Source organism: Pseudomonas veronii (assembly GCF_001439695.1).
In the GTDB taxonomy this organism is placed as follows: Bacteria; Pseudomonadota; Gammaproteobacteria; order Pseudomonadales; family Pseudomonadaceae; genus Aquipseudomonas; species Aquipseudomonas veronii.
In genome coordinates this window covers 123,383-136,312 of record NZ_JYLL01000014.1, presented here as the reverse complement: position 1 = coordinate 136,312, position 12,930 = coordinate 123,383, and the positions used below count along the sequence as shown (strand labels likewise).

Annotated in this window: 12 protein-coding genes; 2 read left to right on the top strand and 10 right to left on the bottom strand. The window is 57.6% G+C overall.

What is annotated here, in order from left to right; all coding sequences use genetic code 11:
- Positions 1 to 66: 66 nt before the first annotated feature.
- The 7 genes from TU80_RS18320 to TU80_RS18290 form a co-directional block, all read right to left on the bottom strand.
- A complete protein-coding gene (locus tag TU80_RS18320) occupies positions 67 to 1,344 on the bottom strand; it encodes a cytochrome P450 (protein WP_057005055.1) in 1,278 nt (425 codons plus the stop codon).
- 139 nt (positions 1,345 to 1,483) lie between these two features.
- Positions 1,484 to 1,987, bottom strand: coding sequence for a carboxymuconolactone decarboxylase family protein (locus TU80_RS18315; protein ID WP_169850674.1), 504 nt, complete (start codon positions 1,985 to 1,987; stop codon positions 1,484 to 1,486).
- Between the two features lies 1 nt (position 1,988).
- On the bottom strand, positions 1,989 to 3,164 hold the full coding sequence (locus TU80_RS18310) for a thiolase family protein (RefSeq protein WP_057005054.1): 1,176 nt from the start codon (positions 3,162 to 3,164) through the stop codon (positions 1,989 to 1,991).
- Complete coding sequence (locus TU80_RS18305; RefSeq protein WP_057005053.1) at positions 3,161 to 4,063, bottom strand: 3-hydroxyacyl-CoA dehydrogenase; 903 nt, start codon at positions 4,061 to 4,063, stop codon at positions 3,161 to 3,163. Before TU80_RS18305 ends, TU80_RS18310 begins: the two co-directional genes overlap by 4 nt.
- 13 nt (positions 4,064 to 4,076) lie before the next feature.
- Complete coding sequence (locus tag TU80_RS18300; protein ID WP_057005052.1) at positions 4,077 to 4,928, bottom strand: fumarylacetoacetate hydrolase family protein; 852 nt, start codon at positions 4,926 to 4,928, stop codon at positions 4,077 to 4,079.
- A complete protein-coding gene (locus TU80_RS18295; RefSeq protein ID WP_020300781.1) occupies positions 4,928 to 5,992 on the bottom strand; it encodes an amidohydrolase family protein in 1,065 nt (354 codons plus the stop codon). The genes TU80_RS18300 and TU80_RS18295 overlap by 1 nt, the downstream gene beginning before the upstream one ends.
- Before the next feature lie 346 nt (positions 5,993 to 6,338).
- Positions 6,339 to 7,070 (bottom strand): TetR/AcrR family transcriptional regulator, encoded by a 732-nt coding sequence (locus TU80_RS18290; RefSeq protein ID WP_057005051.1) that lies wholly within the window; start codon positions 7,068 to 7,070, stop codon positions 6,339 to 6,341.
- Between the two features lie 183 nt (positions 7,071 to 7,253).
- Here TU80_RS18290 and TU80_RS18285 point away from each other — a divergent pair, with 183 nt between their 5' ends.
- Positions 7,254 to 8,885 (top strand): ATP-dependent acyl-CoA ligase, encoded by a 1,632-nt coding sequence (locus TU80_RS18285; protein ID WP_057005050.1) that lies wholly within the window; start codon positions 7,254 to 7,256, stop codon positions 8,883 to 8,885.
- A 128-nt stretch (positions 8,886 to 9,013) separates the two neighbouring features.
- On the opposite strand, the gene TU80_RS18280 is transcribed toward TU80_RS18285, so the two are convergent.
- Positions 9,014 to 9,814 (bottom strand): SDR family NAD(P)-dependent oxidoreductase, encoded by an 801-nt coding sequence (locus tag TU80_RS18280; protein ID WP_057005049.1) that lies wholly within the window; start codon positions 9,812 to 9,814, stop codon positions 9,014 to 9,016.
- A 101-nt stretch (positions 9,815 to 9,915) separates the two neighbouring features.
- Between TU80_RS18280 and TU80_RS18275 the strand changes: the two genes are divergently transcribed.
- Complete coding sequence (locus TU80_RS18275) at positions 9,916 to 10,656, top strand: DUF2889 domain-containing protein (RefSeq protein ID WP_057005048.1); 741 nt, start codon at positions 9,916 to 9,918, stop codon at positions 10,654 to 10,656.
- A gap of 84 nt (positions 10,657 to 10,740) precedes the next feature.
- On the opposite strand, the gene TU80_RS18270 is transcribed toward TU80_RS18275, so the two are convergent.
- Positions 10,741 to 11,316 (bottom strand): aromatic-ring-hydroxylating dioxygenase subunit beta, encoded by a 576-nt coding sequence (locus TU80_RS18270; protein ID WP_057005047.1) that lies wholly within the window; start codon positions 11,314 to 11,316, stop codon positions 10,741 to 10,743.
- Between the two features lie 90 nt (positions 11,317 to 11,406).
- Positions 11,407 to 12,807: an aromatic ring-hydroxylating dioxygenase subunit alpha gene (locus tag TU80_RS18265; protein ID WP_057005046.1), complete on the bottom strand. Its 1,401-nt coding sequence runs from the start codon at positions 12,805 to 12,807 to the stop codon at positions 11,407 to 11,409.
- Between the last annotated feature and the right edge of the window lie 123 nt (positions 12,808 to 12,930).

Below are 12,930 nucleotides of genomic sequence, written 5' to 3'. Positions count from 1 at the left end.
GCACATCTCTATTTAATTAAACACATTTTTTGAATCTGTTCATATTAAATCGAGTGCGCATCTCCATCAGTCCCACAGCACGTGCAAATAGTGCGGACCGCGCAGCTGTGCGCCGACGATCTGCGGCCCGGGTTTGTCAGGGTCGAGACGGATGTTGGGCATCAGGTCGAGGATCGCATTCAGTGCGCAGTTGATCTCGGTTTTGGCCACGAATTGACCGATACACATGTGTGGGCCAAAGCCGAAGCCAAACGAAGGTTTGGGCTTGCGGTCGATGTCGAATTTATCGGCGTTTTCGAATGCATCTTCGTCGCGATTGGCCGAGGTCACGATGCATTGCACCATTGCCCCTTTGGGGATGGCTACACCGCGGATCTCCAGGTCCTTGGCGGCCTGACGCACCTTGAAGGTGGCCACAGGCTCGAAGCGCACCGCCTCGTCGATGGCCTTGTTTACAAGGCTACGGTCATTACGCACCCGCTCCAGCACCTCCGGATTTTGCAGCAGCAACGACATCAAGGTACCGAAGGTGCGAGTCGTGGTTTCGCTGGCAGCCGGGAGCAGTGAGCGTACAAAGGTGGCGATTTCATGATCGTCCAGCGACCGTCCTTGATACTCCGCGTTGATCAGCCGGCTGATCAGGTCATCGCCCGATGCGCCCTCGGCGCGACGCTCGGACACCACCACTTTCACCACATCGTACAGAGCCTGAGCGGCCTGCATGGCCGCGCCGCGGGCCGCGGCGGCTTTTTCCGGATCGACTTGCGGGCCCGCCAGGATGGCCAGCGCCCAGGCCGCGTACTGCTCGATCTGCTCGGGACGATCCTCGGGAAAGCCGATCAACGCGTAAATCACCCGGATCGGAAAATACAGGGCAAAGTCCATCAGATCGGCACCCTTGGCCGGGACCATCGGCTTGAGATACTCCTCGCGAATCACCCGATCGATCTTAGTTTCTTTCCAGCGATTCACCGTCTCGGGCATGAATACCGGTTGCAGCAGATTACGGATGTTCTTGTGAGCATCCCCGTCCATTGCAGTGAGGATCAAGCCATCGAAAAACGCACCCAGCCCCTCGGCGATAAAACCGCTGGTAAAGGTGCCGGCGTCACGCATGACCGCCATGACATCGTCGTATTTGAACAGTGTGAAGGTTGGCCGGCTGGCATCCAGGCCGGCAATCGACGGCACGCCCAGACTTGCCATGAAGTTGCCTTGCAGCACGGGCGAATTGGCGCGCATATCGCGGTAAGTCGCGTGCAGGTCGATATCGCTGGTACCGCGATAATTACTGGCTACGTCGGTGAAAGCCTTCGTCAGATCGTTCTGCACCGGTGTGGACATGATCGTCTCCGCTATTTTTGTCATTATTTTTTGTCAGGTAGCTGCTTAAGGCCATACCTTCTGGCTGATAATAGGCCTGACTAGATCGGTATTGGACACTTATTAATAATTCGATCAACTATTTGTGCTGCGAGACGTGTCAATAGGCCTGCTGCACCAGTGTCATGCGGCCACCCGCCAACATCAGGGCGCAGTACAGCCCCAGCTCTGCCACCTGGGCGTCAGAGAAAAACTCCCCGAGTCGCAAGAAATGCGTGTCGTCGATCTCCAGGTAATCGCTGGCAAACAACTCGGCATAACGCAACGCGGCACGTTCGGCTGGCGTGAAGGACTCGCTGTCCGTCGCCATGCACGCAATATCCTCTTCAGTAACTGAGTCGGACTTGCGCGCCAGTTGGCAGGCCTGGCAAGTGGTGATGCTGGCGATTTTCAGCCGCACCAACTCGCGTAAACGCTCATCGAGCAGGCTGTCGCTGTGCAGGCTCTCCATCAAACCCAGCCAGGCCAGGGCTACCTTGGGTCGGTGAGCCCAGACCTGCACCGGCGTCGTTGAACTGAGCATGCGACTGCGCCGGCCCCGCTCCACCGCGTCTTGCAACGCAGCCGGCATGGCATCCAGTGGGATCAGCGGTAGGCGCGCCATCTCAATCGAGCCGTTCGATAATGGTCGCCGTGCCCATGCCGCCGGCGCAGCAAATGGCTTGCAGGCCAAAACGCCCGCCGCGGCGCTCAAGCTCGTTCAACAAGGTGGTCATCAAGCGTGCACCACTGGCGCCCAATGGATGACCGAGGGCAATAGCGCCACCGTTGACGTTCAACTTGTCGTGCGACACACCGGTCTCCTGCATCCAGGCTAGCGGCACCGAGGCAAACGCTTCATTGACCTCGAACAAGTCGATGTCGTTGATGTTCAGCCCGGCCTGGCTCAACACCTTTTGGGTGGCAGCAATCGGCCCGGTGAGCATTAACGTCGGATCGGACCCGACGGTTGTGAACGCCACAATCCGCGCTCGAGCCCTGAGCCCGAGTTTTTTCGCGGTTTCGGCACTCATCAACAGCAATGCCGCTGCTCCGTCGGAGATCTGTGACGAGTTGCCAGCGGTGATTCGACCGGTGTCCGGACGAAAACTGGTTTTTAGCGTCGACAGTTTTTCCCGCGATGTATCACGGCGAATGGTTTCGTCCTCGCGCAACACAGCAACTGGCTCCGTCAGCACTTGCTCTCGTAGCTCCTCGACCGCAACCGGCACTATTTCATTATCGAAATAACCAGCATCGGACGCCGCGGCAGCACGCTGATGGCTGGCAAAAGCGAAATCATCCAGCGCATCGCGACTGAGCGCCCATTTGTCGGCGATACGTTCAGCAGCCTCGCCCTGACTGGTCAGTTCATAGCGTTGCACTGCCATCCAGCCAAACGCTTCGCCGTGAATTTCACGGTTACTGCCCATGGGCACGCGGCTCATGTTTTCCGCACCACCTGCCACCACGATATCAGCGGATCCAGCCGCGATGGCGCCAACGGCCAAATGCACGGCCACTTCGCCCGACCCACATTTACGGTCGATGGTCAGGCCCGGCACGGTGACCGGCCAACCGGCACCGAGCAAGGCTGTACGGGCGATGTTGGCGGACTGCTCGCCAATTTGCGTGACATTGCCAAATATCACATCGTCGACCAACGTCGGCGACACATCGACCCGTTCCAGCAACCGGCTGAGCACCAGCGACCCGAGGTGATCGGCGCGCACGCCGGCCAGGCTGCCGCGGAACTTGCCGATTGGCGTGCGTACCGCATCAACTATGACGATGTCTTTCATAACGCACTCGCCTTGAGCCCTGAACCTGGTACTTGTTTACCGTCTTCGTAGCGGTAAACCCCCTGCCCTGACTTTCGCCCCAGTCGCCCGGCAGCGACCATTTTGATGATCAGCGGGCACGGCCTGAATTTCTCACCCAGGGTCTGATGCAGATAACGCAGAACAGACAGCCGCGTATCCCAACCAGTCAGGTCACCCAGCTCCAATGGGCCCATCGGATGGTTAAAGCCCAGGCGCAGAGCCGTGTCGATGTCTTCAGCGGTCGCGGTGCCTTCCTGCAGCATCCACATTGCCTCGTTGCCCAACAGCGCAGACATGCGACTGGTGGTCAATCCTGGTGACTCATTGACGATGATCGAGGTTTTGCCAATCTGCTCGCACAAGGTACGCGTGCGCGCCACGACCTCATCACTGGTAGCCAGCCCCCGCACGAGCTCCACCAGTTTCATTTTGTGCACCGGATTGAAGAAGTGCATGCCGATCACGCGATCTGCACACTCCACTGACGCCGCAATTTCGGTCACGCTCAGGGCCGACGTATTGGTCGCTATAATCGCGTCCGGTGCCAGCAGTGGCGCCGCTTGCGCGAGCACCGCCTTCTTCACTGCCAACTGCTCTGAGACTGTTTCAACCAGCCAATTGGCGCCACTCGCCGCTTCAGTCAAGTCGCTGCAGGTCAGTAGATTGGCCAACGATTGCCGGGCTTTTTCTTCGCTGACTTTGCCCAGGCGCACGCCATCGGCGAGGATTTTTTCGATGCTCGCCCTGGCGTTTGTCAGGGAGGCGGCATTGGTATCGACCAACAAGGTACTGAAACCGGAGCTGGCGAACGCATGCGCAATACCGGTGCCCATCAGACCCGCACCGACGACGACTACTTTTTCTTTATTGGCGTTCATGTTTGGCTCTCGATTAGGCGCGGTTCTTTTTACTGACCACATTGCGCAACGTGCCAATGCCTTCGACGCTGGCTTCGACCACATCGCCTTCCTTGAGGAACAGACCGGTGCCCATCCCCACTCCCGCCGGCGATCCCGTGAACAACACATCGCCACAGGCAAAACTCGAGCGCTGCTGGACAAAGCGGATCAGATGATCAACACCCCAGGTCATTTCGCCGGTGGAGCCGTCCTGGCGCGTCTCACCATTTACTTTCAAGGTCAGGCGCAGCGTTGGTGACCCTTGCGCAAATTCATCCTTCGTGACGATCCAGGGACCAAGTCCAGTAGTCCGATCCTGGCTTTTGGCCGCGAACAGATCCATGCCGATGCCCGCCGGCCCACTACGCTGCAGATCGCGCGCGCTGACGTCATTGCCGACGGTGTAACCGAGCACGCAGGCAAGCGGGTTTTCCAGGTCAATCTCGTCAGTACCGATGACCGCCACCAATTCAACTTCGTGATCGAGCTCCTCAGTCAACGGTGGAAAGCGGATCGGGTCATTGGCGCCAATCAGCGCGCCATAAGCCTTGAGAAAGGCGACTGGCTGGGACGGCGCACTCAATCCAAACTCCACCAGATGCTTGGCGTAATTAGCGCCAGCCACGACCACCCGGTTGACGGGTTCTATCGGCGGCAACAGGCGCACTTTGGAAAGAGGGAGCGCTGGCCCGGCGAATCGCAACGAACTGATGCCGCGTCCGGCAGTCACGCCGGGCGCCCAATCTTTGAAATTGCCGGAAATTGGCGTCACCTGGTCCTGGGCCTCATCCACGACAGCCCAAAAAACGCCGGTAGCAAAATACTCACATCGTGCCAGCTTCATCAGGCACCTACCTTGCCCAACTTGGCAGGATCGATGTGCAGCAAGCGGCATGCGTTTTCATAGCGAATCTTGCGCAAGTCGGCGTCGGACAACTTCAGGCCATGGGTCAGGTCGTGACGCACGGCATCGCTACCGCCGAAGTTGCTGCCGTACAGCACATGGTCTGCACCGATGATATCGACCAACGCCTGGCGCATCGGTACTTCATGCAGCTCAACGTCGAAGTAGAAGTTTTTCATGTACTCGAGCAGCGGCTTTTTGTTGTATTTGACGTCGAGGTTCTCGTTGGTCTTGGCCAGACGACCGAGCTGGTACGGGACATAGCCGCCGCCATGGGTGATGTACACCTTAAGGTCAGGGAAGCGATCCAGTACGCCGCCGCAAATCAGGTTCCAGAAACAACGGCTTTCGTCGTACTGCATGCCAACGATGGCGGTGGTTTCGTAACGGTCGTCGTTGGCGTTCTTGCCCCAGGTGACCGACTGGTTGTAGCCGTGAATAAACATCGGCAGATCCAGATCACAGAGGGTTTTCCACACCACGTCGAGTTCCGGCGAATCGAACTCCAGGCCGCCGAAGTTGGCGCCGCCAGCGACCAGACCTTTAGCGCCCAGTACGGTGCAGGCGTAGCGCAATTCAGCCGCCGCCGCTTCTGGCGCATTCAAAGGCACGTGAGCCCAGAACATCAAGCGATCAGGAGCTGCGGAGCAGTATTCAGCCAATGTCTCGTTGACGGTACGGGCGAAAGGCACGGCGAATTCGGCTTCGGTCCAGTACATGTAGCAGTGGGACGGTACGGACACGACCTGCAGGTTTTGTCCCGCCGCATCCATGCCAGCCAAGCGCACTTTCGGATCAGCCCAGCGCGCAAAATACTCTTCAAGCTTGGGCCCCTTGCCGGAGCGCACGGCAGCCTTACGCTCTGGCGACCCAAGACCGAGAATCCAGTCACCGACACGCAGCTTGATATCGCCATCGGCGTGCTGCTCAAAGAACGGCCCCCAGTGAGGGTGCTGGTTGTAATAGCCAGGGTGCGGTGCGTGGGCGTGAAGATCGATAAGCATGTCTAGGTACCTCGAAGTTGGCACTTTTTGTTGGTTATTTGTGCGGTGCCTTCACGTGGCCTGGATCAAATTGCCGCGAAAAGGGGAAGCCGACGGCTCACTGCCAAGACCAGAGCTTAAGATTAAATTGAGCAGAAATCAAAATACTGTTCAATTTATTTTATTTGCGCGCGGAGAGGCCTGACCCAGAGCCCTCAACTCGCGTCGAAAAATGCTTAGAGGGGTCCAAAACTTCGAGTCAGCCTCGAAAAAGAGTGGAATGCAGGAGGGGAAAAATTAGCGTACGGAAACGCAAAGCCCCCGATAAACGGGGGCTTTTGTTTGCGCGATGGGTAGTTCTTTAAGGTCAGCGGCGGGTGCGCGAGGTAGAACCCATGATCAGCGCGCCCAGGAGTTTTTTCACCCGGACCGGGAACAATCGACGCCCCGCGGCTTCTGGCACGAGGATTTCGCTCAACACGTAACGAATGATCATTTCGCAGATCAGCTCACGGTCAAGACGCACCCCGAGGCGTTCGTCCCAGTCGTCGAAAACGATGCCCAGGCCATCCTGAAAGCGCACGATCGAATCGTGGAAAATCCGTCGGAAGAAGCCCAGCGCGTAGTCGGGTGCAACCACCAGAAGACGCCGAGCCCGACTTTGCTCCAGGTAGTTGTCGAGATAGGCAAACAGCGCATTCAAGCGCGCTTCAGGATCACTGATGTGACCGAGTTCCTGGGACAGCGAGCTGTGAAAGCTTTCGCGCTTGTGGCGTGAAAAGGTGTCCAGCAAGTCCTCTTGCGAAGCGAAATAGCGATAAAAGGTGCCACGGGAAACGCCCGCTACCTGGCACACATCCAGGATCGAAATACGATCCGCGCCAGACATCAGCACGACTTCCTCAGTGGCTTTAAGGATGTTGGCAATGGTTTCTTCCGAACGGCGATTCGGCTTGACTTTGGTTCCTGCCACTGAGTTGGCAGCAGCACGTCGCTCGACGGGTTTAGCCGGGCTCGCCCCTGCTTCAGGTGGCGCATTTTTTTTGGGTTTGCTAGCCGGCGCTGGCGCCTCTGCTTTCTTGGGTGCGGCTTTTGGCATGGCGTGACAGGCTCATGAAGAGTAAAGATTGTGCAACGTTAGCACAGGATCTGTGCATAAATAACACTATATGTTCAACTTATTGCTAAAGACATTTAAGACGTTTGTATTTAGAATCAGATTCTCTCTTCAAAATAAAATCAGGCAACCCGACCGCTTACGGATGCCTAAAGGAGAAAACTGATGGGTAGCAGTGGAAATCCAGACACCTGGGCAGTGGGAGAACGAGACACTGTCATTGACGCGTTAGATCGCGCGGTAGCAAGGCATCCAGACAAAATATTGCTGGATTTCAGCGGTGAGTTATACACATATGCTCAGGTTGACTCACTTTCCACCAAGATGGCCAACGCACTTGCCACCCTGGGCGTCAAGGCCGGTGAAACCGTGCTAACGATGCTGGATAACAATATCGATGCCGTCACCACCTGGCTGGCCATCAACAAGCTCTGCGCCGTGAGTGTGCCGATCAACACCGCGCTCAAGGGCGAGTTCCTCCGCCATCAGATCGCCGATACCGGCACCTCGGTGGTAATTTGCGAAGCAGCCTACCTGCCACGCATCACCCCGCTCGCCTCACAACTGCAGGACGTCCACCACATTCTTCACCGTGGCACCCTCGAAGCAGTTCCTGATTGCCCGATTCGTATTGCGCCACTGGATGAATGGCGTGGCCATGACGCCACCCCACTCGTCAATAAACCGCAACCTTCAGACCTCGCCTGCCTGATTTACACCTCGGGTACAACGGGCCCTTCCAAGGGCTGCATGATCAGCTACAACTTCATGTGCAATCTGGCGCGCCTGCAACTACGTGCCGGTCCGGCCAGTGCCGACGACGTCACCATCACGCCGCTGCCGCTGTTTCACATGAATGCGCTGTGTGTATCCATCATTGCCAGCATTCTGGTGGGCGCGCGCGCCGCCATTCTTGCGCGGTTCTCGGTCTCGAATTTCTGGCCGGAAGTGGAGCGCTCGGGCGCGACCATTGCCTCGATCCTGGGTGGCATGGGCGGCCTCCTCGCCCAGGCGCCAGATAACGAAGCGATGTTGCGCTGCGTCGGGCAGATCCATACCGCCCGTGGCAACCCTTATACCGAAGAAACCAAAAAGATCTGGCGCGAGCGCTTCGGCACCAAGCTGGTAGGCGGCAACGGCTATGGCCTGACCGAAGCCTGCGTTATCACTTCGCTGGCTGCCGGGGAATACGCCGCGCCCGGCTCGTCGGGTAAACGTATTGCAGATTTTGACGTTAGGATCGTCGACGACCTCGATCAGGAAGTACCGCCCAACTCCCCTGGCGAAATCGTGGTGCGCCCGCTCCGTCCCGACATCATGTTCCAGGGCTACTGGCGTCGTCCGGAGGATACCCAGAAGCTGATGCGCAACATGTGGTTCCACACCGGCGACGTTGGCAAATTCGATGATGATGGCTTCTTCTACTTTGTCGACCGCAAGAAGGACTACATGCGTCGCAGGGGGGAGAACATTTCCAGCTTTGAAATGGAAGCAGCCTTTGCTTCTCACCCGGCACTGGCCGAAGTGGCGGTGCATGCCGTGCCTTCTGATAAAGGCGAGGATGATGTGAAGGTGACTGCCGTACTGCATGAAGGCGTGACGCTAGACCCGGAGCAGCTGTTCCATTGGGCCACCGACTCGGTGCCCTACTATGCCTTGCCGCGCTACATCGAGTTTCGCAGCAGCTTGCCGAAAAACCCGCAGGGTCGGGTGTTGAAGTATCTGCTGCGCGATGAAGGTAAAACCGCCGCCACCTGGGATCTGGAAACCACATCGATCGTGGTGTCCAAAAAGTAACGGTCCTGCCCGGTATGTCTCGTCGATCCAACGTCGAAAGCCCGCTTTGAAGCGGGCTTTCGCGTCTCTTGGGCCTGGAGCCTTCTTTGCAGGAGCGAGCTTGCTCGCTCCTGCATCAACCGGGGTAATCAATACTCGCGCACGGGAATGCCTTTGGGGCGGGAGTTGTAACCGGGTAAGTGCAGGCCACCATCGACGTGAATGGTCTCGCCAGTGATAAAGCGCGACATCTCCGAAGCGAGGAATACCACCACCGGCCCGATATCAGCTTCAGGCTCGCCACAGCGCCCCAACGGACGCATCGAAGCGGACATTTCGGCAAACCCCGGGTTCTCTGCAGCGAGTTTGTGAAAGGTCGCACCCATCGCAGTCGGTGCGATGGCATTGGTTCGAATGTTGAACCGCCCCCATTCAGAAGCCGCGCTACGAGTCAGCCCCACGATCGCTGCCTTTGCCGTGTTGTAGTCGCCGTGCAACCAGGCGCCGATCTCGATATCGATGGAATAGAAGTTGATAATCTTGCCGCCGCCTCTCGCTTTCATGTGGGGCAGTGCGGCTTTCATCGCCCACCAGGCCGCCCACACTGTAGAACCGAGGGTTTTCTCCAGCATCGCGTCGGTTTTTTCTTCCAGAAGGACATTGGGTGTTGGCGCAAAGGCGTTGTTAACCAATATGTCCAGACCACCGAACTGATCAACGGCCAATTGCACGGCAGCTTCGATATCGGCCTTGCTGCACACGTCGGTCTTGATGAACACCGCTTGGGCACCCAGCGCTTTGAGTTCGGCGACTATGGCCTCGCCACTGGTGACATCCAGCTCGGCGACCACCACAGCAGCGCCCTCTTTGACAAAGTTCAGCGCGATACCGCGGCCTATTCCGCCACCTGCACCGGTAATCAACGCGACCTGTTCGTTTAGCAGTGCCATAGCCACTCCATTTCTTGTTTTTTAGTGAACATTTTTGGTTATAGTGTTCAAATATAGCTGATTTCGTCAGCCTGAACAGCATTGAAGCAAGGATATTGAGGATGAGTGTATTTCGTCGCCGCGTAGACATCATTGCTCATCCCGGCAATGGCACGGGCGAAGTCCGAGCCGCGCTGGAAGACGACTTCCACCACTTCCGTGTCTGGGTCTGCCACCATCAAGGTGAAGTCACCGCCATTGGCGGCGAAGCGCTTCGCTACCCTTATTCCTTGTGCCCTCAGGCTTGCGATCAATTACAGCACCTGGTGGGCATGAAACTGGACCGGATAGCCCACTCGGTCACCCGTCAGACCGATGCCAGTCATCAATGCACCCATCTGCTGGACCTCGCGGGCCTCGCTGTCGCGGCGGCCGCTCGAGGCCCCCACCAGCGCCGTTATGACATCAACGTCGGCCAGCGTATTGCCAATCACACTCGCGCTACGTTGCTGTGCGACGGCGTTGAAAAGCTGAGCTGGGAAGTCGATGGCACCCTGATCGAAAGACCAGCCCCCTACTGCGGCATCAACCTTCGCGAAGGTATGGCACGCTGGGCACTGAGCACCCTCAATGAAGAAGCCGCCGAAGCGGCTCTTTTGCTTCGCCGCTGCACCCTGATTTCGATGGGGCGTGCGTACAACCTCGACGCCCAGATTCACGCCGCTACCAGCGCCCTCTGCTACAGCCAGCAACCCGAACGTGCGGAGCAGGCACTGCGCATGAAAGGCTCGACTCTGGATTTCAGCCACGAGCAGCTCAAGTTGTGCGCAGAGGATCAGCAATGGCTGAGACAACAGCAATAGCCGCTTCGCTCTTGCGTCAAGAACAGAGCGGCCAATGCCTTCAAGGTACGGCGATCCGGGTTCAAACCAGACCGCCGGTACGAACTAGAGGAAGACGGCCAGATTGGGTGTTCCAAGCACCGCCTGGTCAATGATGACTTCGCGCCGCGCCAACTTGAATCCCACTTCACTCAGGCGCAGCACATCACGCCGTTCGCCACTGATAATGTCGACGTGGTGGTCCTTGAACCGGCTACGGGTCAGCAGCAGGTAACTGGTCACCACAAACTCATCGCTCTTGTCGGTTTCTTCGACAAACACGTTGGTCACCAGACGTCGGGTACGCGAAGGAGGATCTTCCGCCCAGGCACTTTTGCCGGACAGGCGCAGGATTCGGCCCATGATCGAGCGGTAGTCATCGTGGTAATGCTGAACGCTGCGCACGATGGTGGTTTTCAACTCGGCGGCCAAGCGCGTCTGGCGTAGCGGCACTGTGTACACCAGGTCGGTGTCCAGGCGTTCGGCCCACTCCTGCAGGCGAATCTGGTCCAGCAGCGTGGCTTCCTCGTAGAGAAAGGTCACCACATCGTTGTAAATCGGCGAGCCTACCGGTACTCGCTTGGTACCGACTGGGGAACCCGGCTGGATATCCTCCACACCGCGTTGTTGAACCTGAGCCATGAGTCATTCCCTCACTTTTATTCTTGTTAATGCGGTTTCCAGCAACTGCGGCCCCTCAGGACCGCAGTCATACCAGGCGTAACAGACGCTTTACTTGTCGTCCGATGCAGTCATCAGCTCATGCCAGTACAACCACCAGTGCCACTGGGTATCGTCCTTGGTGAAACCTTCGTTGACGATGCCCGGGCCAGGCCAGCCTTCCGGCGCCCCCGTTTCAAAGACTGCCTGGTACTTCATCGTGCTCTTGCGGCCCATCGCCCCCTTGGCAGCCAGCGTCATGTGCGGCCAGGTATCGGAGTCATCCTGCTCGACCATGCCGGACGTGCCGAACAGCTGGATGGTTTGCTTGAGCATCTTGTCGCGCAATTCCGGGGAAGCGTCTTTCTCGGCAAATACCCAGTTGACGAACTCGAGCTTGTCCGGACCTTGCGGCACGTAGGCGTGCAGGGTCATCGAGCCGACGACAGTGCCATCCGGCTGCGGAATGTAGACAAAACCGAAAAGAATGTTCGGGAACATTCCACCGACTTGCGGCGGCATGCTGGTGAGCACTTTCAACTGATCTTCGGTCAAGTTGCGTGCCAGCTGTTCGACCATGTCGGCGGTCATGCCGGCAGGCGGCAATGCTTCGAGCTTCTGCTGCACACTCAACTCTGCCGGATCGAGGCCGGTCAGGCGCTTGATCTTGCGCGCCAGGTCGATGCAGCGCAGGGCATGGCCATGGGGCGAGCTGATTTCAACTCCGATCATTTCCGGGCTGAGGTCGGCTGTTTCACCCTCGCCTTTCTTGGCGTAATTGCCCACTTCGCCCAGCCAACGGTGCAAGGTCAGTGTGTGGAAACCGTCAGCCGCCGATTGCTCGCCAGCCGTTTTCCAGTTGGCGTTAACGATAAAGCGCTGCGGTGGGCCGAGTACTTCCATGCCCTTGTCGGAGCGGCAGAACAGCATGTCGTAATACCACTTGGCATCGCCGAGGAATTCGTCAAACGACGGCCCATCGATATTCCAGGTCGCAAAGACCAGACCGCCGTACAGCGTGACCCGTGCCTTTTTCAGGCCCAGTTCTTCTTTTGGCAGCATCTTGCCGTGCATGCACTCACGCTCGACGGGTGAGCCGACAAAGTCGCCATTCGGGCGGAAGGCCCAGCCGTGGTAGATGCATTTATGAATTTGCGTGTTGCCACAATCGGCGGTGCTGATGCGCATGCCGCGGTGCGGGCACACATTGAGGTTTACAAACACCTCGCCCTCTTTACCACGGGCAACAATGACCGAGTCGGAGCCCAGGTCGCGGACCATGAAGTCCCCGGAATTGGGGATCTCCGACTCGTGACCCAGGAGTACCCAGATCTTGCCGAAGATTTTTTCCATCTCCAGCTCGTAGATTTCGCGGTCAGACAACACGCGCATTTGTACTTCACGGCTAGAGGGATAGATGAGGTCAGAGACCTTGGTTCCATCAGACAATACGGGGCTTGTTCTTGTTAGCATGATTGCCTCCTGATCAGAGCGTCACGACAGTAGTCGCAGCGAAATATAAGACACTTTCTCTATTTATGTACATAGAATTCACTTTGTACTTGTAAGTGAATTCTTCCGTCATTCACGTACGCG